This window comes from Streptomyces sp. CB03234, from assembly GCF_001905885.1.
Lineage (GTDB): Bacteria > Actinomycetota > Actinomycetes > Streptomycetales > Streptomycetaceae > Streptomyces.
Genome location: NZ_LIYH01000003.1, coordinates 413,189 through 437,666 on the forward strand (window position 1 = coordinate 413,189; position 24,478 = coordinate 437,666).

Here is a 24,478-nt window from a genome sequence, read left to right on the forward strand (position 1 = left end):
GTATCCGCATGGCGACCACCACCCACACAGTGACCAACCAGCCTCCGCCCCTGGTCGGGTACGACGTCTTCACCGCCGATCACGCGCTGAGCGAGGCCGTGGAACGTCACCTTCCGCTCGAACTCCTCGACGAAGCCCGCCAGGAGCTGTCCACGCTCGGCACCACCGCCGGGTCCGCCCAGGCGCAGGAGTGGGGGTTCCTCGCCAACGAGAACCCGCCGAAGCTGCGCACCCACGACCGGTACGGCCACCGGATCGACCACGTCGACTTCCACCCCTCCTGGCACCGGCTGCTCGGCCACGCGGTCACGAACGGGCTGACCAACGCCTGGGGCCGGCCGGGCGGTCATGTGCGGCGCGCCGCCGGGTTCCTGGTGTGGGCCCAGACCGAGGCGGGGCACGGCTGCCCGCTGTCGATGACGCACGCCGCCGTCCCGGCGCTGCGCACGGACCCGGAGCTCGCCGCCTTCTGGGAGCCGAAGCTGACGTCCCAGATCTACGAGGGCGAGGAGCTGCGGCCGGCCGCCGACAAGACCGGGGTGCTCTTCGGGATGGGCATGACGGAGAAGCAGGGCGGCAGCGACGTACGGGTGAACACGACGACGGCGACGCCGCTGGAGGCGGACGGCGAGTACGTCCTGACGGGGCACAAGTGGTTCTGTTCGGCGCCGATGAGCGACGCCTTCCTGGTGCTGGCGCAGGCGCCGGGAGGCCTCACGTGCTTCCTGTTGCCGCGTGTCCTGGAGGACGGTAACCGGAATGTGTTCCGGATCCAGCGCCTGAAGGACAAGCTCGGCAACCGGTCGAACGCGTCGAGCGAGGTGGAGTTCGACGGGACGTGGGCGCGCCGGGTCGGTGAGGAGGGGCGCGGGGTGCGCACCATCATCGAGATGGTGGCGGCGACCCGGCTGGACTGTGTGGTCGGCTCGGCCGCGCTGATGCGGCAGGCGGTGGCGCAGGCGGTGCACCACGCCGCGTACCGCAGCGCCTTCGGCGGCGTACTGATCGACAAGCCGCTGATGCGCAACGTCCTGGCCGATCTGGCGCTGGAGTCGGAGGCGGCGACGACCCTGGGGATGCGGCTCGCGGCCGCGTACGACACCGACAGCGAGCAGGAGCGGGCGTTCCTGCGGATCGCGGTGCCGGCGGCCAAGTACTGGGTGACGAAGCGGTGTACGCCTACGACGGCGGAGGCGCTGGAGTGCCTGGGCGGCAACGGGTACGTGGAGGAGTCCGGGATGCCGCGGCTGCTGCGCGAGGCCCCGCTGAACTCGATCTGGGAGGGCTCGGGCAACGTCCAGGCGCTGGACGTGCTGCGGGCGCTCCAGAGGGAGCCGCTGGCGCTGAACGCCTTCCTGGAGGAGGTCGGCAAGGCGCGGGGCGCGGACCACCGGCTGGACGGGGCGATCAAGGACCTGCTGGCCGAACTGGCGGACCTGGACGGTATCGAGGCGCGGGCGCGGCGGCTGGTGGAGCGGATGGCGCTGGTGCTGCAGGGGTCACTGCTGGTGCGGTGGGCGCCGTCGGCGGTGGCGGACGCGTTCTGCGCCTCGCGGCTGGGCGGGGACTGGGGGGCGGCGTTCGGGACGCTGCCGCACACGCTGGACCTGGCGGCGGTGGTGGAGCGGGCCCGGGCGGTGGTCTGACGACTCGCGGGCGCGGTGAGGCGAAGGGGGTCCCCGGGCCAGGGGGGTGGCCCGAGCACGATCGACCGTCGGCACACCCTTGAGACCCCCCGGAGCCGAACCGAGCCGCAGGAAAAAGGGGGGCGCGGGCCGTGTGTCCATTCGGCCCGCGCCCGGAGAGCGGCTGGGATGGTGCTGCGCCGACACGGCACCATCCCGTCGCCGTACCACTTTCGTACGGGGGCAGGGCTGTTCGCGAGAGTTGCAAAGGGTTGCAGCGTTGTGGGCGATATCGGGGCGCACTGCCGCCGGGCAGGGGAGGATGGGGTGACACGTACCAGCCACCAGGTGGGGCGGCAGCGGGGAGGACCGGTGCGTCAGGCCACAGTCGACATGACACGGCTCGCCGCCATGGACACGCGCGAGGCGGCGTTGCTGCTCAAGGGCGTGCGGGAGGCGGCGCTGAAGGGCGGGCGGGCGCCGCTGGCGCCGCGCGCCGACATACGTGAGTCGTGGCAGCGGATGCTGCGCAAGGGGGTGGATCCGGACAAGGACCACCGTTCGGGGCTGCTGCCGCCGGGGGAAATCGAGCGGCGCCGCGCGGCCTCGCCGCTGGCGGAGCTGCTGCCGGTGCTGCGGGAGGGGCTGGTGTCGACCTCGGCGGCGTCCGACGCGGTGCGGCACATCATGGTCGTGGCGGACGCCGAGGGCCGGGTGCTGTGGCGCGAGGGCAGCGCGAGTGTGCTGCGGAAGGCGGACGGGCACGGGTTCGAGCCGGGCGCCGACTGGACGGAGACGACGGTCGGGACGAACGGGGTGGGCACCGCGCTGGTGACGCGCCGTCCGGTGCAGGTGCACTCGGCGGAGCACTTCGTCTCGACGCACCATTCGTGGACGTGCGCGGGGGCGCCCATCACGGACCCGAGGGACGGGAAGCTGCTCGGCGCGGTGGATGTGAGCGGGCCGCTGGCGACGATGCACCCGGCGACGCTGATGCTGGTGAGTTCGGTCGCGCGGCTCGCGGAGGCGGAGCTGCGCAACCGGCACTTCGCCGATCTGGCGCGGCTGCGTGCCGTGGCGGCGCCGATCCTGTGCCGGGTGGGTGGCAGGGCGCTGGCGGTGGACGCGCACGGCTGGCTGGCCGGTGTGACGGGGATGCCGCCGGTGGACCGGCTGGCGCTGCCGGTGTCGTTCCGGCCGGGCCGGGTGTGGCTGCCGTCGCTGGGGCTGTGCGAGGCGGAGCCGCTGCCGGGCGGGTGGCTGGTGCGGCTGGTGGACGAGGAGGCGCGGGCGGCGGGCGCGGGCGCGTCGAGCCGGCTGGTGCTGGACGTGAGCCGGCCGCGCCGCTGGTCGCTGGAGGTGTCGGGGGCCGCGGGCGCCTGGACGCGGGAGCTGAGCCCGCGCCACGCCGAGCTGCTGTACCTGCTGGCCCTGCACCGGGACGGCCGTACGGCGGCGGAGCTGGCGTACGACGTGTTCGGCGACCGCACGCGTACGGTGACGGTCCGGGCCGAGATGTCCCGGATACGCCGCACCCTCGCGGGCGTCCTGGACCACCGCCCGTACCGCTTCCGCGAGGAGGTCGAGGTGGAGGTGGTCCGCCCCGCCGACCCGGCCGACCTGCTCCCCCACTCCACGGCCCCGGCGGTACGCGCTTCCCGGGAGGAACCGGCCGATGCGGCCGAGCCCGGCCCGCCGCGCGGCGTGGGGTGACCACGGCCGGCGGTGGACCGGCCTCGGGGCTCCGTCTTGTCCGCCGGCCAGGACGCATGGTCGACCGGCGCATGGTCGGCCAGGACGCATGGTCGACCAGGGCGCATGGTTCGCTTGGGGTATGAGCATCACCGTGACCACCTGGTCCCTCGAACAGACCTCCCCCGACGACCTTCGGCCCGCCGCCGAGCCCGCCGGGGACATCCGGATCGTGCGGGCCGAGGTGCCCTCGCCCGAGTTCAGCCGGTTCCTCTATACGGCGGTGGGCGGCGACCTCCGCTGGACGGACCGGCTGGGGCTGACGTACGCCCAGTGGAGGGAGATCGTCGAGCGGCCCGGGGCGGAGATCTGGGTGGCGTACGAGAAGGGGACACCTGCCGGGTACGTGGAGCTGGACCCGCAGGACGACGGTGTCGTGGAGATCGTGTACTTCGGGCTGATACCGGCGTTCCGGGGGCGGCGGATCGGCGGGCACCTGCTGTCGTACGGTGTGGCGCGCGCCTGGGACCTGGCCGACCGCTGGCCGGGGCGGGACGCCACGAAGCGGGTGTGGCTGCACACCTGCTCCCTGGACGGGGAGCACGCGATGGACAACTATCTGCGTCGGGGCTTCCGGCTTTTCGACACCGAGGTGACGGAGGAGCCGGAGACGGAGAACCCCGGCCCGTGGCCGGGGGCAGCCACCCTCTGAGCGACCGGCTCCTCGGCCGCCGCCCCCGCACCGAGGTGCCGGGGTGGCGGCCCGACGAGTGATCCACAACACAGGCGTCCACGATGCGGGACAGCTATGTCCATATGATGGACGAACCTGGACTGGGTCCAAAGTCCCATGGCACGCTTCCGTCATGTCTCGAGCTGGAATTGCCTTGGTGAGTCGGCGGCACGTCGACCTCGGCCGCATGTCCAGCGCCATCTGTCCGGTGAGCTGATCAGACCAGCACCACCGCGATCCCCCGAACTTCTGAACCCCCAGCGCACCGCCGCGCCAACCCCTGCTCAGCGCGCGAGTGTGCAGGTCAGAGCCGCCCTCCTGCAGTCCCGAAGGACGTATCGTCATGGCCGCCACCCCCGAAAAGCCCGCCTCCGCCACCGCCCGTCGCAAGACCGGGCGTCACCGTGGCGAAGGCCAGTGGGCCGTGGGCCACTTCACGCCCCTCAACGGCAACGAGCAGTTCAAGAAGGACGACGACGGTCTCAACGTACGGACACGCATTGAGACGATCTACTCCAAGGCCGGCTTCGACTCGATCGACCCGAACGACCTGCGCGGCCGGATGCGCTGGTGGGGCCTGTACACCCAGCGCAAGCCCGGGATCGACGGCGGCAAGACCGCGATCCTGGAGCCGGAGGAGCTGGACGACGAGTACTTCATGCTGCGCGTCCGCATCGACGGCGGCCGGCTGACCACCGAGCAGCTCCGGGTCATCGGTGAGATCTCGCAGGAGTTCGCGCGCGGGACGGCGGACATCACGGACCGGCAGAACGTCCAGTACCACTGGATCCGGATCGAGGACGTGCCCGAGATCTGGAACCGCCTCGAAGCCGTGGGCCTGTCCACCACCGAGGCGTGCGGTGACACCCCGCGCGTCATCCTCGGCTCCCCGGTGGCCGGGATCGCCGAGGACGAGATCATCGACGGCACCCCCGCCATCGACGAGATCCACCGCCGGATCGTCGGCAACAAGGACTTCTCCAACCTGCCCCGCAAGTTCAAGTCGGCGATTTCCGGCTCCCCGCTGCTGGACGTGGCGCACGAGATCAACGACATCGCCTTCGTCGGCGTGAACCACCCCGAGCACGGTCCCGGCTTCGACCTGTGGGTCGGCGGCGGCCTGTCCACCAACCCCAAGATCGGGGTGCGGCTCGGCGCGTGGGTGCCGCTCGACGAGGTCCCGGACGTGTACGAGGGCGTCATCTCGATCTTCCGCGACTACGGCTACCGGCGGCTGCGCAACCGCGCCCGCCTGAAGTTCCTGGTCGCCGACTGGGGCCCCGAGAAGTTCCGCCAGGTGCTGGAGGACGAGTACCTGAAGCGCACGCTGGTCGACGGCCCGGCTCCCGAGCAGCCCGTACAGCAGTGGCGTGACCACGTGGGCGTGCACCGGCAGAAGGACGGCCGGTTCTACGTCGGCTTCGCGCCGCGCGTCGGCCGGGTCGACGGTGCCACGCTCACCAAGATCGCCGAGGTGGCCCAGGCGCACGGCTCCGGCCGGCTGCGGACCACCGCCGAGCAGAAGATGCTCGTCCTCGACGTCGAGGAGGCGCAGGTCGAGTCGCTGGTGGCGGGGCTGGAGGCACTTGACCTCCAGGTCAAGCCGTCGCCGTTCCGGCGCGGCACGATGGCCTGCACCGGCATCGAGTTCTGCAAGCTGGCGATCGTCGAGACCAAGGCGCGCGGCGCGTCGCTGATCGACGAGCTGGAGCGCCGCATCCCGGACTTCGACGAACCGATCACCATCAACATCAACGGCTGCCCCAACGCCTGCGCGCGTATCCAGGTGGCGGACATCGGTCTCAAGGGCCAGCTGGTCCTCGACGACGAGGGCAACCAGGTGGAGGGCTACCAGGTCCACCTGGGCGGCGCCCTCGGCCTGGAGGCCGGCTTCGGCCGCAAGGTGCGCGGCCTGAAGGTCACCTCCGCCGAGCTGCCCGACTACATCGAGCGGGTCCTGGGCCGCTTCCAGGAGCAGCGCGAGGACGGCGAGCGCTTCGCCACCTGGGCGGCGCGCGCGTCGGAGGAGGACCTGTCGTGAGCGAGCGCGCGGCGCCCTTCTACTGCCCGTACTGCGGCGACGAGGACCTGCGTCCCAGCGAGCAGGGTCACGGCGCCTGGGAATGCGCGGCATGCAATCGAGCCTTCCAGTTGAAGTTCCTCGGGTTGCTGACCCGGGGACTTCAGCGCAACGACGGTGGAGGGGAAGCGATATGACGGCGGTTCAGAGCAAGGAACAGCTCAAGGCGCTCGCCGAGCAGGCGGGCCGGGACCTCGAGGAGGCGTCGCCCCTGGAGATCCTGCGGTGGGCGGCCGACACCTTCGGCCCGCGCTTCTGCGTCACCTCCTCCATGGAGGACGCGGTCGTCGCCCACCTCGCCTCCCGGGCCATGCCGGGCGTGGACGTCGTCTTCCTCGACACCGGCTACCACTTCCCCGAGACCATCGGGACCCGTGACGCGGTCGAGGCCGTGATGGACGTCAACGTCATTACGCTGACCCCGCGTCAGACGGTGGCCGAGCAGGACGCCGAGTACGGCCCGAAGCTGCACGACCGCAACCCGGACCTGTGCTGCGCGCTGCGCAAGGTCAAGCCGCTGGAGGAGGGCCTGACCGCGTACGACGCGTGGGCGACCGGGCTGCGCCGCGACGAGTCCCCGACCCGGGCGAACACCCCGGTCGTCGGGTGGGACGAGAAGCGGCAGAAGGTCAAGATCTCGCCGATCGCCCGCTGGACGCAGGACGACGTGGACGCGTACGTCGCCGAGCACGGCGTCCTCACCAACCCGCTGCTGATGGACGGGTACCCCTCCGTCGGCTGCGCGCCCTGCACACGCCGCGTGCTGGAGGGCGAGGACGCACGGGCCGGCCGCTGGGCGGGCCGGGCGAAGACCGAGTGCGGGCTGCACGGCTGATGACGACTGTGGGAGAAGAGAACGTGACTGGGGCCACCATCTGGCTCACCGGGCTGCCGAGCGCCGGCAAGACCACGATCGCCTACGAGCTGGCGGACCGGCTGCGCGACGAGGGCCGCCGGGTCGAGGTGCTCGACGGCGACGAGATCCGCGAGTTCCTCTCGGCGGGCCTCGGGTTCAGCCGTGAGGACCGGCACACCAATGTGCAGCGGATCGGCTTCGTCGCCGAGCTGCTGGCGTCGAACGGTGTGCACGTCCTGGTGCCGGTCATCGCCCCGTACGCGGACAGCCGCGAGGCCGTGCGCAAGCGCCACCAGCAGGAAGGCACTCCGTACGTCGAGGTGCACGTCGCCACTCCGGTGGAGGTGTGCTCCGTACGGGATGTGAAGGGGCTGTACGCCAAGCAGGCCGCGGGCGAGATCAGCGGGCTGACCGGCGTGGACGACCCGTACGAGGAGCCGGAGACCCCGGACCTGCGGATCGAGTCCCAGAACCAGACCGTGCAGGAGTCCGCCGCGGCGGTCCACGCCCTGCTGACCGAGAGGGGAATCCTGTGAGCGACGCATGCGCGGCCGCCGGGCCGCAGATGACAACGAAGGCCGCACCTCTGCGCCGCGCAGGCGGAGAAGCGAACGAAAGGGGTGCAGCATGACGACGACCTTCAACGTCGTGAACGAGGAGACGGACAGCCCGTTCGCGCTGTCGCACCTGGACTCCCTGGAGTCCGAGGCGGTGCACATCTTCCGCGAGGTGGCGGGAGAGTTCGAGCGGCCGGTGATCCTGTTCTCCGGCGGCAAGGACTCGATCGTCATGCTGCACCTGGCGCTGAAGGCGTTCGCCCCCGCCGCGATCCCCTTCACGCTGCTGCACGTCGACACCGGGCACAACTTCCCCGAGGTCATCGCGTACCGCGACCGTACGGTCGAGAAGTACGGGCTGCGCCTGCACGTGGCGTCCGTGCAGGACTACATCGACCGCGGTGTCCTCAAGGAGCGCCCGGACGGCACCCGCAACCCGCTGCAGACCGTTCCGCTGACCGAGGCCATCCAGCAGCACCGCTTCGACGCCGTGTTCGGCGGCGGGCGGCGCGACGAGGAGAAGGCTCGGGCGAAGGAGCGGGTGTTCTCGCTGCGCGACGAGTTCTCGCAGTGGGACCCGCGCCGCCAGCGGCCCGAGCTGTGGCAGCTGTACAACGGCCGGCACGCGCCCGGTGAGCACGTGCGTGTGTTCCCGCTGTCCAACTGGACCGAGCTGGACGTGTGGCAGTACATCGAGCGCGAGGGCATCGAGCTGCCGCAGATCTACTTCGCGCACGAGCGTGAGGTGTTCTCCCGCAACGGCATGTGGCTGACGGCCGGCGAGTGGGGCGGCCCCAAGGACAGCGAGCCGGTGGAGAAGCGGATGATCCGCTACCGCACGGTCGGCGACATGTCCTGCACCGGCGCCGTCGACTCCGACGCCACCACGCTCCAGGACGTGATCGCCGAGATCGCCGCGTCCCGGCTCACCGAGCGGGGCGCCACCCGCGCCGACGACAAGCTGTCCGAGGCCGCGATGGAAGACCGCAAGCGCGAAGGGTACTTCTAGACATGACCAGCACCACCGAGCAGCTCAGCGCCACCACGCTGCTGCGCTTCGCGACCGCCGGCTCCGTCGACGACGGCAAGTCCACCCTGGTCGGGCGGCTGCTGCACGACTCCAAGTCGGTTCTGGTGGACCAGCTGGAGGCCGTGGAGGCCGCGTCCCTGAGCCGTGGCCAGGACGCCCCGGACCTGGCGCTGCTGACGGACGGTCTGCGGGCCGAGCGGGAGCAGGGCATCACCATCGATGTCGCCTACCGCTACTTCGCCACGCCCCGGCGCCGGTTCATCCTGGCCGACACGCCCGGCCATGTGCAGTACACCCGCAACATGGTCACCGGCGCCTCCACCGCCGAGCTGGCCGTGGTCCTGGTCGACGCCCGCAACGGTGTCGTCGAGCAGACCCGCCGGCACGCCGCGGTGGCCGCGCTGCTGCGCGTGCCGCACGTGGTGCTGGCCGTGAACAAGATGGACCTCGTCGACTACGCGGAGCCGGTCTTCGCCAAGATCGCCGAGGAGTTCACCACGTACGCCTCCGAGCTCGGCGTCCCGGAGATCACCGCGATCCCCATCTCGGCGCTGGCCGGCGACAACGTGGTGGAGCCGTCCGCGAACATGGACTGGTACGGCGGCCCGACGGTCCTGGAGCACCTGGAGACCGTGCCGGTCAGCCACGACCTGACCGGCTGCCACGCGCGTTTCCCGGTCCAGTACGTGATCCGTCCGCAGACCGCCGAGCACCCGGACTACCGGGGTTACGCCGGTCAGATCGCGGCCGGTGCCTTCCGCGTCGGTGAGCCGGTCACCGTGCTGCCGTCCGGGCGGACCAGCACCATCACCGCGATCGACGCGCTCGGCGAGAGCGTCGACATCGCCTGGGCGCCGCAGTCGGTGACGATCCGGCTGGCCGACGACATCGACATCTCGCGCGGCGACCTGATCGCCCCGGCCGGTGACGCCCCGGCGACCACGCAGGACGTCGTGGCGACGGTCTGCCATGTGGCGGACCAGCCGCTGGCGGTCGGGCAGCGGGTGCTGCTGAAGCACACCACCCGTACGGTCAAGGCGATCGTCAAGGACATCCCGTCCCGGCTGACGCTGGACGACCTGTCGCAGCACCCGGCGCCCGGGCAGCTGGTCGCCAACGACATAGGCCGGGTCGTGGTGCGTACCGCCGAGCCGCTGGCGCTCGACACGTACGCCGACTCCCGGCGTACCGGATCGTTCCTGCTCATCGACCCGGCCGACGGCACCACGCTGGCGGCGGGCATGGCGGGCGAGTCGTTCGCCTCGGCCAAGGCCCTCCCGGCGCAGGACGACGAAGACGGCTGGGACTTCTGACGTGACGACCATCGACGTGTACGCGACCTTCGCGAAGGAGGGCGGCCGGGTCGGCAGCGGCGCCCTCGGCGCGGGGACCGGAGGTGTCGCGCGATGTGCCCGATGACGCGCACGCTCCCGACCCGTACCGCCCGAACCGCCGAAGACCGACATCCGCCGACTTCCCGGCCACCGCGTCCCTGACGATCAGGGGGACGTGGGAGCCGGGCCCGACGAGAGGAACACCCTCCCGTGCCTGCCACGTCCCGCACCACGTCCCTACGGCGCGCCGTCGCCGCCGTCGCCGCCCTGCCGCTGCTCGTCGGGGCGCTGGCGTCCTGCGGCTACGGCTCCCAGGCGGCGCAGGACACCCGCGCGAAGGCCAAGGGCGCGAAGCTGTCGGCCGACGAGGTACGGCTCGGGTACTTCCCGAACCTGACCCACGCCACCGCGCTGGTGGGTGACCAGGAGGGCATTTTCCAGAAGGAACTGGGCGGTACCCAGCTGAAGGTCTCGCCCTTCAACGCCGGGCCGACGGAGATCGAGGCGCTCAACGCGGACTCGATCGACATCGGTTTCATCGGCCCCTCCCCCGCGATCAACGGCTTCACCAAGTCCAAGGGCAAGAACCTGCGGATCGTCGGCGGTTCGGCGTCGGGCGGCGTGAAACTGGTCGTCAACCCCGACAAGATCAAGACCGTGGCGGACGTCAAGGGCAAGAAGATCGCCACCCCGCAGCACGGCAACACCCAGGACGTGGCGTTCCTCAACTGGGTTTCGGAGCAGGGCTGGAAGGTCGACCCGCAGAGCGGCAAGGGCGACGTGTCCGTGGTCCGTACGGACAACAAGGTGGTCCCTGACGCCTACAGGTCGGGGTCCATCGACGGCGCGTGGGTGCCGGAGCCGACCGCGTCGAAGCTGGTGAGCGAGGGAGCCAAGGTGCTCCTCGACGAGTCGTCCCTGTGGCCGGACGAGAAGTTCGTGATCACGAACATCATCGTGTCGCAGAAGTTCCTGAAGGAGCACCCGGACGTCGTCGAGGCGGTGCTGCGCGGTTCGGTGAGGACCAACGCGTGGATCAACGCCAACCCCGGCAAGGCCAAGGCGTCGGCCAACGCCAGGCTCAAGGCGCTCACCGGCAAGCCGCTCGGTGACGAGGTCATCGACTCGGCGTGGCCGTCGATCCGGTTCACCGACGACCCGCTGGCCGCCACGCTCAAGGCGCAGGCCGGCCACGCGGTGAAGGCGGGACTGCTGGAGAAGCCCGACCTGGACGGCATCTACGACCTGAAGCCGCTCAACAAGGTCCTCAAGGCCGAGGGCAAGCCCGCGGTCGCCGACGCCGGTCTCGGCGCCGAGTAACCATCCATCCGCATCGCTCTCAGGAGGTGACGACCATGGCCACCACGCTCGCCAAGGCCGAGGACCGTGCGGCGGTGTCGACGCACGCCGCCCGTCTCGAGCACGTCTCGAAGTCCTTCGCCACTCCGGCCGGGCAGCAGCTCGTCCTGGACGACATCACGCTCGATGTCGCGCCGGGCGAGTTCGTCACCCTCCTGGGCGCGTCCGGCTGCGGCAAGTCGACGCTGCTCAACCTGGTCGCCGGGCTGGACCGGCCGTCCGCGGGGTCGATCGACACCCCGGGCGGCCGGCCCGCCCTGATGTTCCAGGAGCACGCGCTGTTCCCGTGGCTGACGGCCGGCAAGAACATCGAGCTGGCGCTGCGGCTGCGCGGGGTCGCGAAGAACGAGCGGCGCGAGGAGGCGGAGCGGCTGCTGGAGCTGGTCCGGCTCAAGGGCTCGTACGGCAAGCGGGTGCACGAGCTGTCCGGCGGTATGCGGCAGCGCGTGGCGCTGGCCCGCGCGCTGGCCCAGGACAGCGATCTGCTGCTGATGGACGAGCCGTTCGCGGCGCTGGACGCCATCACGCGGGACGTCCTGCACGACGAGCTGACCCGGATCTGGCGCGAGACGCGGCTGTCGGTCCTGTTCGTCACGCACAACGTGCGCGAGGCCGTGCGACTGGCCCAGCGCGTGGTCCTGCTGTCGTCCCGGCCGGGGCGGATCGCCCGCCAGTGGGACATCGACATCCCTCAGCCGCGCCGCATCGAGGACGCCGCGGTGGCGGAGCTGTCCGTCGAGATCACCGAAGAACTGCGTGGGGAGATCCGCCGTCATGGCCAGCACTGATACGACGACCGCGACGAAGGCGGACGACCTCGCCGGTCTGGAGGCGGGGCTCGACGCGCTCGACGCCGTGCAGGTGGCCCGGACCCCGGTGCGGGACGTCCTGATCCAGAAGGTCCTGCCCCCGGTGGTGGCCGTCGCACTGGTGCTGGTGGTGTGGCAGCTGCTGGTGTGGGGGAAGGTCACCGACGAGTTCAAGCTGCCGCCGCCGGCCGCGGTGTGGGACAGCCTGCGCACCATGTGGCTGCAGGGCACGCTGTTCGACGTGCTGTGGACCAGCGTGTCCCGGGCGCTGCTCGGCTTCCTGATGGCGCTGGCCATCGGTACGCCGCTGGGCCTGCTGGTGGCGCGGGTGAAGTTCGTCCGGGCCGCGATCGGGCCGATCCTTTCGGGCCTCCAGTCGCTGCCGTCGGTGGCCTGGGTGGCGCCCGCGGTGCTCTGGATCGGGCTCAACGACTCGATGATGTACGCGGTGATCCTGCTGGGCGCCGTCCCGTCGATCGCCAACGGCCTGGTGGCCGGTGTGGACCAGGTGCCGCCGCTGTTCCTGCGGGCGGGGCGGACGCTCGGTGCGACCGGCCTGCGGGGCGCGTGGCACATCGTGATGCCGGCCGCGCTGCCCGGCTACCTGGCGGGGCTGAAGCAGGGCTGGGCGTTCTCGTGGCGCTCGCTGATGGCGGCGGAGATCATCGCGTCGTCGCCGGAACTGGGCCTGGGCCTCGGCCAGTTGCTGGAGAACGGCCGCAACAACATCGACATGCCGGGGATCTTCCTGGCGATCATCCTGATCCTGATCGTCGGTATCGCCATCGACCTGCTGATCTTCAGCCCGCTGGAGCGGGCGGTCCTGCGCCGCCGCGGTCTCCTCGTCAAGAGCTGAGCGTCGTCCCATGACCCGTCCTGTCCTGCTCGTCATCGCCCACGGCAGCCGCGACCCGCGGCACGCCGCGACCGTGCACGCCCTGGTGCGGCGGGTGGGCTGCCTGCGCCCCGGCGTACGGGTGGAGACGGCGTTCCTGGACTTCAACGTGCCGCCGGTGGCGGGTGTCCTGGAGCGGCTGGCGGCGGAGGGCGTACGCGATGTGGTGGCCCTGCCGCTGCTGCTGACCCGCGCCTTCCACGCCAAGGCCGACATCCCGGCCGTGCTGCGGGAGGCCCCGCCGTCGCTGCGGATCCGGCAGGCGCCGGTCCTCGGGCCCTCGCCGCTGCTGATCTCGGCGCTGGAGCGGCGGCTGTACGAGGCGGGCCTGACGCCCGCCGACAAGCGCTCGACCGGGGTCGTCCTGGCCTCGGCGGGCTCCACGGACCCGGAGGCGATCGCAGTGATCGCTGAAATGGCGCGGGAGCTGCGGCACACCGGTTGGTGCGCCGTGCGGCCTGCGTTCGCCTCCGCATCCCTTCCCCGTACCGAGGACGCGGTGCGCGCCCTGCGCGCTCTCCGCGAGGACGGGGTACGCCGGGTGGCGGTCGCCCCGTACGTCATCGCGCCGGGCCGCCTGCCGGACCGTATCGCCGAGGGCGCCGCCGGCGCTGACGTCCTCGCGGACGTACTGGGCCCGTCGCCGGAGCTGGCGCGGCTGCTGCTCACCCGGTACGACGAGACGCGCGCCGCCTCCGGGCAGCAGGCGGCTGCCGCCTAGTCCTCTTCCGGTCCGAACGGCGTGCCCTGGTGGAAGTAGAGCAGCCAGGTGCCGTCACCGGTGCGGCGCCACAGGGAGCTTCGGTGCACGCGCCGGCCGCCCGAGTCGGTGTCGAACGTCAGGTGCACCACGTCCTCGGCGAGCTGCACGCCCCGCATGTGCGACGCGGTCAGGGGCCGGGGTGGCGTGGCCTCCTCGGACTTCGATGTGACCGACGCGAGCATGGAGGCGCGGTCCCAGCGGCGGCCGGACGCGCCGAACTCGTGGAAGTCGGGGTGGAGCAGCGCCTCGAAGAGCGCGGGGGTGGTACGGACCTGCGGGTCCAGCAGCCTCAGTTCGCCCTCGATGGCGGCGGCGATGGCGGGTGCGGCGGCCGGGGTGCGTTCAGTCACGGGTCAGCTCCACCAGTTTGACGACGGTGTTCCAGTTGCGGGTGGTGGCGGTGACGCCCTTGAGGAGGGCGGGGCGTGAGAGCGTCTCGGCCAGCTTGGAGCGGCCCAGGCCCTCGGGGGCGTACAGATACAGGGCGCGGTCGCCGAGCCGGAACTCCTCCGGGAGGAAGGCGGCCTGGTCGATGCCGGCGAACCGGTCCGGTGTGACGGGCGCGGAGAGGTAGGTGACGTGCAGCTGCCTGGCCTCCAGCCCGGCGGCCGGGAAAGGACACGCGTCGGCGACGGCGCGCAGATACGGGCCGCCGCGGACCAGGCAGTCGACGCGGAATCCGAAGTACTTCTCGATCGCCGCTTCCAGTCCGGCCGCCAGCGCGTTCTCGTCGGCGCCGGACGCGCTGGTGAAGGCCGCGTTGCCGCTCTGGAGGTACGTCGTGACGTCGCTGTGGCCCAGTTCGGTCAGCAGTGCGCGCAGCTGCGCCATCGGGACCTTCCTGTGGCCGCTGACATTGATCCCGCGCAGCAGGGCGGCGTACCTGGTCGTCATGGTCACACCATAGGACGGCCGCCGTGCCCCGTGGGGGAGGGCACGGCGGCCGCCGGTTCAGGGGGCCGGGCGGGCTACTCGACGATCTTCAGCAGCTTGTTGGCCGTGCCCTGGGCGGGGTTGGAGATCTTGTCGGGTGTGGCGCCGCCGGTGAGGGCCTTGGCGACCTGCTCCGGGGTGGCGTCCTTGTGGCCGGCCAGGTAGACGGCGGCGGCGCCGACGACGTGGGGCGTCGCCATGGACGTACCGGATATGGTCTTGGTGCCCTCGTCGCTGTCGTTCCACGCCGAGGTGATGTCCGAGCCGGGGGCGTAGATGTCCACGACCGAGCCGTAGTTGGAGAAGCCGGACTGCTGGTCGTCCTTGGTGGAGGAGGCGACGGTGATGGCCTCCTGGACGCGGGCCGGGGAGCCCTGCCCGGCGTCCGTGGACTCGTTGCCGGCGGCGACACCGAAGGTGACACCGGAGGCGATGGCCTTGCGGACGGCCTCGTCGAGGGCCGGGTCGGCGCCGCCGCCCAGGCTCATGTTGGCAACGGACGGGCCCTGGTGGTTCTTGGTGACCCAGTCGATGCCGGCGACGACCTGCTCGGTGGTGCCGGAGCCGTTGTCGTCGAGCACGCGGACGGCGACGATCTTCGCCTTCTTGGCGACACCGTGGGCGGCGCCGGCGATGGTGCCGGCGACGTGGGTACCGTGGCCGTTGCCGTCGCTCGCGTCGTTGTCGTTGTCGACGGCGTCGAAGCCGGAGACGGCGCGGCCCTCGAAGTCCTTGTGCCCGACGCGTACGCCGGTGTCGATGACGTACGCGGTCACGCCCTCGCCCGCGCTGTCGGGGTAGGTGTACTTCGTGTCACCGGCGGTGTCGGCCTGGTCGACGCGGTCGAGGCCCCAGGACGGCGGGTTGTCCTGGGTGGCGTTGATGGTGAACTTCTTGTTCTGGACGACCTTGGCGACGGCCGGGTCGGCCGCCAGGCGCTTGGCCTCGGTCTCTGAAAGGTCGCCGGCGGAAAAGCCGTTGACGGCGGAGGTGTAGCTGCGCCGGAGCGTGCCGCCGTATTCCTGGGCGAGCTTGGCCTTGTCCGCCTTCTCGTCCAGCAGGACGATGTAGCTGCCGGAGACGGCGCCTTCGGCACCGAGGCCGTAGACGGTGCCTTCGGCGGGTGTGGGGGCGGGTGCGGTGCCCGCGTGGGCCGTGCCGAAAGCGGTCAGGCCGACGACGGCGGCGGTGGCGGCGACGAGCTGAACTCGGCGTGCGCGCTGGTGAGTTGCCATGAAGAGGGGGCTCCTCGTCATCAAATTGTGTGGGGGGTTGACCACCGGACGAAAGATCTTCCGGGGTTGATTCGAAACCCTGGTCGATTGATGCGCGCAGATCAAGGCCTTCACATAGCTGTGACTTACTCAACAAGGTTCCGTAATAACAAATCCCCCACCGTGGGCCTCAACGGGCAATGAGGCGTGGCGTGACCCAAATGGCCACGCCACGCCTCGTCCTGAGGCCCTCGGGTGTCAGCGCCCGGACACCGGAAGCTCCGCCTCGATCAGGTCCGCCGCCCGCTTCGTACCGCCCTCGGCGGCCATCCGCAGCCGGATCTCCTCCGCGCGCCGGGCCACCTCGGGGTCGCCGGCCAGTTCCAGCACGGCCGCCCGCAGCGCGTCGGCGGTGGCGTCGGCCATCGGGAGGTGGCGGGCGACGCCGAGCGAGGCCAGCATGTCGGCGTTGCCGAACTGGTCGACGGCCTGCGGGACAGCGACCATCGGCGTACCGGTGGCGAGGCCCTCCTGGCTGCCGCCCGCGCCCGCGTGGGTGATGAAGGCGTCCGCCTGGCGGAGGATCGCCAACTGCGGTACCCATGTGTGCACTTCGATGTTGGCCGGCAGCTCGCCGAGCTCGGCGGCGTCGACGTACTGGCCGATCTGGAGCACGACGTGCCAGCCGGGCAGACCGCCGAAGGCCTCGACGCAGGCGCGGTAGAAGTCCGGCTGCTTGGTGAACGCCGAGCCGAGCGAGACGAGCAGGACCTTCTCCGCGCCGGCCGGCCGCTGCCACTCCCCCTGCTCGGCGCGGTCGCCCTGGCAGGCGCCGACGAAGGTGAAGACCGACTCGTCGACCCGGTCGGCGTTCGGCTGGAGGGCCTTGGGGATCAGGACGACGGCCTTGCGGGGGCGGGAGATCAGCCGGTCGGGGTGGGTGTCGATGCCGTTCCCGGCGAGCCACTCCTCGAAGCGCGCGTAGTACGCCTTGCCGCGCACCGACGCCTTGAGGTCGGCGAACATCGGCTCGGCGACCTCTTCCTCGTACCCCTCCCAGGGGACGAGGTTGGGCCACAGCGAGACGGCGGGCACGCTCCAGCGGTGGGCGAGGACGGGGGCCGGGTAGGAGGTGATGTCGTGGATGACGAGATCCGGCTCATCCCCCTCGAAGGCGGCAGCGAGCTGCGGCAGCACCTGGATCGCGTCGTGCAGGAACGGCTCGATGTTGTCGATCAGCTCGGTCCCCCAGGCTTCCGGGTCCTCGTCGGTCGGGAGGGTCGAGGTGTAGACGACGGGCTCCGCGCCGGTCGCGGCGATCTTGTCCGCGAAGGAGGCGGGAATCGCGTAGCTGACGCGGTGCCCACGGGCGACGAGCTCCCGGATCACCTCGATGCTCGGGTTGACGTGCCCGTGGGCGGCTATGGAGAACATGGCGATGTGGGCACGCTCGGTGGAGGTCATGTCCCCGACCTTACGCGAGACGAGACGTCTCGTGCAACTTGGATGGAGCTTTTTTTCAGCGCTGATATCTGGCCAGCACCAGATTGCCGTCGTCCACCAGGCGTTTCTCCAGTTCCACGGCGTCGATGGCGCCGCTGTAGTACTCCTGGAAGGCGGGCGTGGCCACCTTGTCCTTCCACTCGGGGTAGCCGCGCACCGACTGCGCCGGCGCGGGCCGGAGGTTCCCGGCGAGCGCGGCGCCGGTCGCCCAGCCGTCCTTCGCCGTATGCAACGACGGGTCCTTCAGCGCCTGTCTGCCGGTCGGCAGCATCCAGTCGCCGCGCGCGAGGCGCACCATGTTGGGCGGCTGGAGGAGGAAGTCGATGAACCGGGTGGCTTCCTTCTTGTACGGGCTGTCCTCGGCGATCGACAGGGTCTGCGGGCTCACGCCCTGTGTCAGGCCGCCGTCGCCCCCGGGCGCGGGCAGCACCATCCACTCGAACCCTTCCGGCGCCTGCTGCACGATCTGCTGCCGGTAGGAGAAGCCGAGCGGGACCATGGCGTACTTGCCGCCGAAGAAGCCGGGCAGGGTGTCGGAGCCGCCCATGCCGAGCGTGGTGCGCGGCGCGCTGCGGTCGGTGTTGACCTGGGCGTGGACGGTGCCGGGCATCACGGCGTCGCCGTCGGTGAACCGGACTTCGACTCGGCCGTCGGCACCGCGGTGGAAGAGCTTCCCGCCCGCGGACAGGCCCAGGTTGAGGGAGACGGAGACCGGCTCCTTCAGCGGCCAGGCGACGGCGTACTTCCCCTCCCCCATGGCCGCCGTCAGCTCCTTGGTGACCTGCCGGAACTCCGGCCACGTCCAGGGCCGTTCCGGGGTCGGGACGCGCACGCCGGACGCCTGGAGGATCTTCTTGTTCGCCATGATGACGCGCGGTTCCTGGAGGAACGGCACGCCGTACACGCCGTCGCCGAAGGTGGTCGTCTCCCAGCTCGCCTCCGGGATGTCCGCCTTCAGCCGGGCGGGCAGCAGCGGCCGGAGGTCGGCGAGGTAGCCGCCGTACGCGAAGTCGGCGAGGTCGTCGGAGGCGTCGTGGATGATGTCGGGCGCCTCACCGCCCTCGAAGGAGGTGAGGAGCTGGTCGTGGACGCTGTCCCAGCTTCCCTGGACGTACTCGACCCGGATGTCGGGGTGGGCGGCGTTCCACTCCGCGACCAGCTCCTTGTTGGCGTCGACGGACTCCTTCTGCCAGGCCAGAGACTGGAACCGGAGCACGGTCCCGCCCGGCGCGCGATCGCCGCGCTCGCCGCCGTCGCCGGTGCAGCCGACCGGCAGGAGGGCGAGGACGACGGCCAGGACGACGGCCACGCGTGCGCGCATCAGGACTTCACCGCCCCGGCCGTCATGCCGCCCGTGATCCGCTTCTGGATGATCGCGAAGACGACGAGGGAGGGGAGGGTGGCGAGGAACGCGGCCGCGGCGAGCGGGCCGAGGTCGGCGACGCCCTCCGCGCCGAGGAAGTGGGTGAGGACGACCGGCAAGGTCTGCTTCTCCGGGGTCTTGAGCAGGACAAGGGCGAAGAAGAACTCGTTCCACGCGGTGATGAACGCGAAGAGCGCGGTGGCCACGATCCCGGGGGCGAGCAGCGGCGCGGTGACCGAGACGAGCGTACGGAGCCGGCCCGCGCCGTCGACGGCGGCGGCCTCCTCCAGCTCGGCCGGCACGGCCCGTACGTACCCGGTCAGCATCCACAGCGCGAACGGCAGCGACCACACGACGTAGACCAGGATCAGGCCGAAGAGCGTGTTGATCAGGTGCAGGTTCTTCAGGACCAGGAAGAGCGGGATGATCACGAGCACGAAGGGGAACGCCTGGCTGACGACGACCCAGCCGGTGGCGGCGGCCGAGAGCCGGCCGCGGTGGCGGGCCATCACATACGCCATGGGCGTGGCGATGACGACGGCGATCAGGGCGGCTCCGAGGGCGGCGACCAGGCTGTTGGCGGCGGCCTGGAGCAGGGGCTGCTCGTCGAAGGCCTGACGGAAGTTGGCGAGGGTGGGGTTCTCGGGGATCCAGGTGGGGTGCAGGGAGCCGAGCTCACGGGCCGGTTTGAACGCGGTGGAGACCAGCCAGAGGAAGGGCAGGGCGAGGAAGGCCAGGTACGCGAGGAGGGCGAGGTACTGCCCGGCCCGCGCGGGCACGCTCGTACGAAGACCGCTCACCGCTCCTCGCCCCCCTTCAGCCGGGCCACCAGATGGAAGGCGAGCAGGAGGGAGACGACGGCGACCATCACGCAGCCCATGGCCGCCGCGTAGCCGAACTGTCCGTACCGGAACGCCTCTTCGTACGCGAACAGCATCGGCAGGCGCGTGCGGCCGCCGGGCCCGCCGCTGGTGAGCACGTACACCAGGGCGAAGGAGTTGAAGTTCCAGATCAGGTTGAGCGCCGTGATGGCGAGGGCGACGGGTTTGAGGGCGGGCCAGGTGACGGTGCGGAAGCGGCGCCACGCGCCGGCGCCGTCGAGGGCGGCGGCCTCGTGGAGCTCCCGCGGGGTGTTCTGGAGCCCGGCGAGGAGGGCCACGGTGGTCTGCGGCATACCGGCCCAGATGCCGACGAGGATCACGGCGGGCAGCGCGGTGGCCAGGCCGGTGAGCCAGTCCCGTCCGTCGCCGAGGCCCAGGTCGCGGACGGTCTCGTTGAGGATGCCGGCGTCGGGGTTGTAGACGAGCCGCCACATGATGCCGACGACCACCTCGGGCATGGCCCACGGGATGATCGCCAGGGCCCGCGCGAGCCAGCGGAAGCGGAGGTTCTGGTTGAGCAGCAGGGCCAGGCCGAGAGCGAGGAGGAACTCGGGGACGGTGACCCCGACCGCCCAGAGCAGACCGATCCGGAACGACTCCCAGAACAGGGTGTCGTGCAGCAGGTCCTGGAAGTTGAGCGTGCCGATCCACTGGGTGGCGCGGGTGCGCCCGGACTGGGCGTCGGTGAAGGCCAGCGCGATGCCGTAGAGCAGCGGGCCTGCGCTGAGCAGGAGGATCGGGATCAGCGCGGGCAGGACGAGGAACCAGGCCCCGTGGTCCAGCGTCCGCTGTGCCGGCCGTTGTGCTGGTCTTCCGGCTCTCCCGGCTCTTCCGGCTCTCCCGCCGGACCGCTTCGTCGCGGTCACCAATGTCACGGACAGTCCCCTTTGTGAAGTTGGGCCGGCCTGGCGTCATCGTCCTGACGGGTCGTCGGTTCGTCAAGCGTGCCTGCGCGGATGCGAGACTTTGCCGGATCGGCACAGGTACGGGAGGGACGGACGCGATGGACGAGGCGCGGGCGCGGGAGGTGCTGGCCGCCGCCGGCCTGGCCGCCGCCGGGGCGGAGCCGACGCGGTCGGCGGCGGTGCTGCTGGCGCTGGGCGAGAACGCCGTCTTCGCCGTCGGCGAGCTGGTGGTGAAGGTCGGCCGGGACGCCGAGCTGATGGAGCGGGCCGGGCGGGAGGTGGCCGTCGCGTCCTGGCTCGCGGAGTCCGGCGTCCCCGCCGTACGGGCGGCGGAGCCCAAGCCCCGCCTGGTGGAGGGGCACCCGGTGACGGTCTGGCACCGGCTGCCCGACGCCGTACGCCCGCCGGAGCCCCGGGACCTCGCCCCGCTGCTGCGCCGTGTCCACGCACTGGCCGAGCCGCCCTTCCCGCTGCCGCGCCGGGACCTGCTGGGCGGTGTGGAGCGGTGGCTGCGGCTCGCGGGCGACGCGATCGACCCGGCGGACGCGGCGTACCTGCGCGAGCGCCGCGACGGGTTCGCCGAGGCGGCGGCCGCGCTCGTCCCGCACCTGCCGCCGGGCCCCGTCCACGGCGACGCGCTGCCGCGCAATGTGCACGTCGGCCCGGACGGGCCGGTCCTGGTCGACCTGGAGACGTTCTCGGCGGACCTGCGCGAGCACGACCTGGTGGTCCTCGCCCTCTCCCGGGACCGCTACGGCCTCGACCCGGCCTCCTATGACGCGTTCACCGAGGCGTACGGCTGGGACGTGCGCGAGTGGGAGGGGTGCGGGGTGCTGCGCGGCGCCCGGGAGACCGCGAGCTGCGCCTGGGTGGCCCAGCACGCGCCGTCGAACCCGAAGGCGCTCGCCGAGTTCCGCCGCCGGGTGGCGTCGCTGCGGGACGGCGACCCGGAGGTCCGCTGGTACCCGTTCTGACATCATGAACTCCGTTCGCCGACGGGAGGATTGACATGCGGGTGGAACTCAGCGACGTGACCCTGGAGGTCCAGGACAGCGTGACCGGCCGGGACCCCGTCCTGCTGGTGCACGGCTTCCCGGACACCCACGACCTCTGGCGCCATCAGGTGCGGGCGCTGAACGCCGCCGGGTACCGCACGATCGCGCCCGACCTGCGCGGCTTCGGCGCCTCCGGCCGGCCGGAGGGCACCGAGGCGTACGACCCGGCCCGCTCGGTGGCCGATCTGCTGGAGCTGCTGGACCGGCTGGACATCGGCTGCGTGCACCTGGTCGGGCATGACTGGGGCTCGGGCGTCGCCCAGGGCCTGGCGCTGGCCGCGCCGGACCGTGTGGCGACCCTGTCCCTGCTGTCCGTGGGCAACCTCGGCTCGCTGCTGGCGGCGGGCTGGGAGCAGCACCAGGCGTCCTGGTACATGCAGCTGTTCCAGCTGGTCGGGGTCGCCGAGGACTGGCTGTCCCGGGACGACTTCGCGAACCTCCGCGAGATGCTCGCCGAACACCCGGACCGGGAGGAGGCGGTGGAGCGGCTGCGCGCGCCGGGTGCGCTCACGTCCGCGCTGTCGATCTACCGGGCGGGGCTGCCGCCGGCCGAGGTGATGTTCGGCCCGCCGCTGCCGCTGCCGCGGCTCCGGGGCCCGGTGCTGGGCGTGTGGAGCACGGGCGACCGGTTCCTCACCGAGCGGTCGATGACCGGCACGGAGAAGTACGTGGACGGCTCATGGCGCTACGAGCGGGTCGAGGGCGCGGGCCACTGGCTGCAGTTGGACGCTCCGGAGCGGGTGAACGCGCTGCTGCTCGACTTCTTCGCCGAGCACGGCCGCCCGAAGCGCTGACGGGACTTCCCGCCGGCCGCGGTCAGCCGACGGCCGGCGCGGGCTCCCGCAGCGGCCAGGCCGGGTCTATGACGGCGTCCGGGGTGCCCTTGCGGCGCAGGAAGCTCTGGAAGTCCGCCGCCCACTGCGCGTACCACCCCACCTGCCGCTCGTGCAGCTCCCCCGGGGTCAGCGCCGCCACCGAGGCGTGCCGCTCCGCTATGGCGCACGCCACCAGTACGGCCGCCAGCGCGTCGGCGGCCGCCTGGTGGGCGCCGTCGAGCACCACGCCGTACTCGGCGCAGACCGCCTCCAGGTTCCGCTTCCCGCGGCGGTACCGGTCGACGGCACGGTCGATGGTGTACGGGTCGACGACCGGGCCGATCGGCGCGCCGCCCAGCCGCTCGCTCAGGCCGGGCAGCCCGTGCCGCCGCAACTCGGCGGAGAGCAGCGTCAGATCGAAGGCGGCATTGTACGCCACGACCGGCACCCCGCGCGTCCAGTACCCGACGAGGGTGCCGGCGAGCTCGTCGGCCACCTCGCGGACCGGTCGGCCCTCCGCCATGGCCCGCTCGTTGCTGATGCCGTGGATGGCCGAGGCCTGGGCGGGGATCCGGATGCCCGGATCGGCCAGCCAGTCGCGGCGTACCACCGCTTCCCCGCCCCGTACCTCCACGACCGCGGCCGTCACGATGCGCGCTTCGAGCGGCTCCGTACCCGTCGTCTCCAGATCGAAGCCGACGAGCGTCTCCCCGTGCCAGCCCATGCTGCTCCTCCTCGCGATGCTGTGGTGCGCCCCCCATGCGGTGCACTCCCCCTGTGGGTCTTCACCCTCCCACGCACCACTGACAACGCCGCTCGGGTCCGGCTCTCACGAGACGGGACGGGAGTCCGCCCAGACCGACTCGAACTCCTCGCGGTAGGTCTCGAACAGGCCGTGCTCGCTCTCCGCCCCGGCCGTGACGACCGGTCGCCTGCCGCCGCGCAGCACGAGCACCGGTGCTTCCATGCCGCGGGCCCGGCGCAGGTAGGACTGGACGACGCCCACGCCGTCCGGCCCGTCGCCGTCGACGAGGTACGCGGTGAAGCGCGGCGTCTCGTCGAAGACCTGGATCTCGAAGGCGCCCGGGTCGCGCAGCCTGGACCGCACGCGCCGCATGTGGAGGATGTTCATCTCCACCGAGCGGCTCAATTCGCCCTTTTTGATCCCGAGTTCCCTTTCGCGCCGTTTGACGGCGCTGCTTGCCGGGTTCAGGAACAGCAGGCGTATCCGGCAGCCGGACTCGGCGAGCCGTACGAGCCGCCGCCCGGAGAAGTTCTGCACGAGGAGGTTCAGGCCTATGCCGATCGCGTCGAGGCGCCGCGCCCCGCCGAAGAGGTCCTCGGCGGGCAGCTGCCGCTGCAGCCGCACCCGGTCGGGGTGGACGGAGACCACGTCCGCGTACCGGTCGCCGACGAGGTCCTCCACCGCGTCGACCGGCAGCCGGTGCGAGGACGGGACGCCCGCGCCGCTGCCGAGGATCTCCAGCAGCCGGGCGGAGGCCCGCTCGGACTGGTCGAGCACCGTCCGCGACAGGGCCCGGTTGCGGGAGACCACGTTCCGCGTGACCTCCAGCTCGTCCAGGGCGAGCTCCACCTCGCGCCGGTCGTCGAAGTACGGCTCGAAGCAGGGCCAGTGCTGGACCATCAGCTCCCGCAGCTGCGGCAGCGTGAGGAAGCTGAGCACATTGTCGTCGGCGGGGTCCAGGAGGTAACCCTTGCGGCGGGAGACCTCGCGTACGGCGACGGCCCGCTGCACCCACTCCTGCCCGGCGGGCCCGGCGGCGGCCACCACCCAGTCGTCGCCGTGGACGGGTTCGTAGACGGGGCGCAGTACGGCGGCCACCACGGCACGCAGTCGCTGTTCGACCAGATTCAGCCAGATATAGGCACGCCCGGCGCGCTGGGCGCGGGTACGCACCTCGCTCCAGTCCTCCGCGCCCCAGTCCAGTTCCGCACCGATCTCCATCGGCCGGGCGAGTGAGACCGCGCCGGGCGGGACATCAGCGGGGTCAGTGGAGTCCCCCTCATGACCTGAGTCACCTGGGGGCAGCTCCAGCCCTCCCGAGCTCACCCGCG

General features: G+C 71.6%; 24 protein-coding genes and 1 pseudogene. 16 read left to right on the top strand and 9 right to left on the bottom strand.

The window, feature by feature from the left end; translation table 11 throughout:
• The first annotated feature begins 8 nt into the window (after positions 1-8).
• From AMK26_RS15050 to AMK26_RS15110, 14 genes are all read left to right on the top strand, one after another.
• A complete protein-coding gene (locus AMK26_RS15050) occupies positions 9-1,646 on the top strand; it encodes an acyl-CoA dehydrogenase family protein (RefSeq protein WP_073755126.1) in 1,638 nt (545 codons plus the stop codon).
• Between the two features lie 351 nt (positions 1,647-1,997).
• Positions 1,998-3,338: a helix-turn-helix domain-containing protein gene (locus AMK26_RS15055; protein WP_107420951.1), complete on the top strand. Its 1,341-nt coding sequence runs from the start codon at positions 1,998-2,000 to the stop codon at positions 3,336-3,338.
• Between the two features lie 121 nt (positions 3,339-3,459).
• The gene (locus AMK26_RS15060; RefSeq protein ID WP_107420971.1) at positions 3,460-4,029 is read left to right on the top strand and encodes a GNAT family N-acetyltransferase; all 570 of its coding nucleotides are present in this window, start codon (positions 3,460-3,462) and stop codon (positions 4,027-4,029) included.
• A 154-nt stretch (positions 4,030-4,183) separates the two neighbouring features.
• Positions 4,184-4,267, top strand: coding sequence for a putative leader peptide (locus AMK26_RS38695; RefSeq protein WP_312846103.1), 84 nt, complete (start codon positions 4,184-4,186; stop codon positions 4,265-4,267).
• Between the two features lie 126 nt (positions 4,268-4,393).
• On the top strand, positions 4,394-6,091 hold the full coding sequence (locus AMK26_RS15065; RefSeq protein WP_073755129.1) for a nitrite/sulfite reductase: 1,698 nt from the start codon (positions 4,394-4,396) through the stop codon (positions 6,089-6,091).
• Positions 6,088-6,267, top strand: a complete 180-nt coding sequence (locus AMK26_RS15070; RefSeq protein WP_073755130.1) for a hypothetical protein — start codon at positions 6,088-6,090, stop codon at positions 6,265-6,267. Before AMK26_RS15065 ends, AMK26_RS15070 begins: the two co-directional genes overlap by 4 nt.
• The gene (locus AMK26_RS15075; protein WP_073755131.1) at positions 6,264-6,965 is read left to right on the top strand and encodes a phosphoadenylyl-sulfate reductase; all 702 of its coding nucleotides are present in this window, start codon (positions 6,264-6,266) and stop codon (positions 6,963-6,965) included. The genes AMK26_RS15070 and AMK26_RS15075 overlap by 4 nt, the downstream gene beginning before the upstream one ends.
• Positions 6,965-7,522 carry an adenylyl-sulfate kinase gene (gene cysC, locus AMK26_RS15080; protein ID WP_073755132.1) on the top strand — a complete coding sequence of 186 codons (558 nt, stop codon included), beginning with the start codon at positions 6,965-6,967 and terminating at the stop codon, positions 7,520-7,522. The genes AMK26_RS15075 and cysC overlap by 1 nt, the downstream gene beginning before the upstream one ends.
• Positions 7,523-7,613: 91 nt before the next feature.
• A complete protein-coding gene (gene cysD / locus AMK26_RS15085) occupies positions 7,614-8,552 on the top strand; it encodes a sulfate adenylyltransferase subunit CysD (RefSeq protein ID WP_073755133.1) in 939 nt (312 codons plus the stop codon).
• A gap of 2 nt (positions 8,553-8,554) precedes the next feature.
• Positions 8,555-9,886, top strand: coding sequence for a sulfate adenylyltransferase subunit 1 (locus AMK26_RS15090; protein ID WP_073755134.1), 1,332 nt, complete (start codon positions 8,555-8,557; stop codon positions 9,884-9,886).
• A 231-nt stretch (positions 9,887-10,117) separates the two neighbouring features.
• The gene (locus AMK26_RS15095) at positions 10,118-11,227 is read left to right on the top strand and encodes an aliphatic sulfonate ABC transporter substrate-binding protein (RefSeq protein WP_073755135.1); all 1,110 of its coding nucleotides are present in this window, start codon (positions 10,118-10,120) and stop codon (positions 11,225-11,227) included.
• A 35-nt stretch (positions 11,228-11,262) separates the two neighbouring features.
• Positions 11,263-12,054: an ABC transporter ATP-binding protein gene (locus tag AMK26_RS15100; RefSeq protein ID WP_073755136.1), complete on the top strand. Its 792-nt coding sequence runs from the start codon at positions 11,263-11,265 to the stop codon at positions 12,052-12,054.
• The gene (locus AMK26_RS15105) at positions 12,041-12,931 is read left to right on the top strand and encodes an ABC transporter permease (protein ID WP_073755137.1); all 891 of its coding nucleotides are present in this window, start codon (positions 12,041-12,043) and stop codon (positions 12,929-12,931) included. The genes AMK26_RS15100 and AMK26_RS15105 overlap by 14 nt, the downstream gene beginning before the upstream one ends.
• 10 nt (positions 12,932-12,941) lie before the next feature.
• Positions 12,942-13,691, top strand: coding sequence for a sirohydrochlorin chelatase (locus AMK26_RS15110; RefSeq protein WP_073755138.1), 750 nt, complete (start codon positions 12,942-12,944; stop codon positions 13,689-13,691).
• On the opposite strand, the gene AMK26_RS15115 is transcribed toward AMK26_RS15110, so the two are convergent.
• The 7 genes and pseudogenes from AMK26_RS15115 to AMK26_RS15145 all read right to left on the bottom strand — a co-directional run bounded on the left by AMK26_RS15115 (position 13,688) and on the right by AMK26_RS15145 (position 20,502).
• A complete protein-coding gene (locus AMK26_RS15115; protein WP_241837903.1) occupies positions 13,688-14,083 on the bottom strand; it encodes a nuclear transport factor 2 family protein in 396 nt (131 codons plus the stop codon). The two genes, AMK26_RS15110 and AMK26_RS15115, sit on opposite strands and share 4 nt — an antisense overlap.
• Entirely contained in the window at positions 14,076-14,627 is a 552-nt protein-coding gene (locus tag AMK26_RS15120) for a DUF1697 domain-containing protein (protein ID WP_073755139.1), read from the bottom strand. The genes AMK26_RS15115 and AMK26_RS15120 overlap by 8 nt, the downstream gene beginning before the upstream one ends.
• 74 nt (positions 14,628-14,701) lie before the next feature.
• Positions 14,702-15,901 carry a S8 family peptidase gene (locus tag AMK26_RS15125; RefSeq protein ID WP_073755140.1) on the bottom strand — a complete coding sequence of 400 codons (1,200 nt, stop codon included), beginning with the start codon at positions 15,899-15,901 and terminating at the stop codon, positions 14,702-14,704.
• Positions 15,902-16,138: 237 nt separating this feature from the next.
• Positions 16,139-17,381: pseudogene (gene mgt, locus AMK26_RS15130) on the bottom strand (macrolide-inactivating glycosyltransferase).
• Positions 17,382-17,399: 18 nt separating this feature from the next.
• Positions 17,400-18,704: an ABC transporter substrate-binding protein gene (locus AMK26_RS15135; protein WP_073755142.1), complete on the bottom strand. Its 1,305-nt coding sequence runs from the start codon at positions 18,702-18,704 to the stop codon at positions 17,400-17,402.
• Complete coding sequence (locus AMK26_RS15140; RefSeq protein WP_073755143.1) at positions 18,704-19,546, bottom strand: carbohydrate ABC transporter permease; 843 nt, start codon at positions 19,544-19,546, stop codon at positions 18,704-18,706. The genes AMK26_RS15135 and AMK26_RS15140 overlap by 1 nt, the downstream gene beginning before the upstream one ends.
• On the bottom strand, positions 19,543-20,502 hold the full coding sequence (locus tag AMK26_RS15145; protein WP_073755144.1) for a carbohydrate ABC transporter permease: 960 nt from the start codon (positions 20,500-20,502) through the stop codon (positions 19,543-19,545). Before AMK26_RS15145 ends, AMK26_RS15140 begins: the two co-directional genes overlap by 4 nt.
• A 128-nt stretch (positions 20,503-20,630) precedes the next feature.
• Here AMK26_RS15145 and AMK26_RS15150 point away from each other — a divergent pair, with 128 nt between their 5' ends.
• Positions 20,631-21,506: a phosphotransferase enzyme family protein gene (locus tag AMK26_RS15150; protein WP_073755145.1), complete on the top strand. Its 876-nt coding sequence runs from the start codon at positions 20,631-20,633 to the stop codon at positions 21,504-21,506.
• A 35-nt stretch (positions 21,507-21,541) separates the two neighbouring features.
• The gene (locus AMK26_RS15155; protein ID WP_073755146.1) at positions 21,542-22,381 is read left to right on the top strand and encodes an alpha/beta fold hydrolase; all 840 of its coding nucleotides are present in this window, start codon (positions 21,542-21,544) and stop codon (positions 22,379-22,381) included.
• Positions 22,382-22,403: 22 nt separating this feature from the next.
• Here AMK26_RS15155 and AMK26_RS15160 read toward each other — a convergent pair whose 3' ends face one another.
• Both AMK26_RS15160 and AMK26_RS15165 read right to left on the bottom strand, forming a co-directional pair.
• Complete coding sequence (locus tag AMK26_RS15160; protein ID WP_073755147.1) at positions 22,404-23,126, bottom strand: 3'-5' exonuclease; 723 nt, start codon at positions 23,124-23,126, stop codon at positions 22,404-22,406.
• Between the two features lie 105 nt (positions 23,127-23,231).
• Positions 23,232-24,473: an SAV2148 family HEPN domain-containing protein gene (locus tag AMK26_RS15165; protein ID WP_073755148.1), complete on the bottom strand. Its 1,242-nt coding sequence runs from the start codon at positions 24,471-24,473 to the stop codon at positions 23,232-23,234.
• Positions 24,474-24,478: the final 5 nt, after the last annotated feature.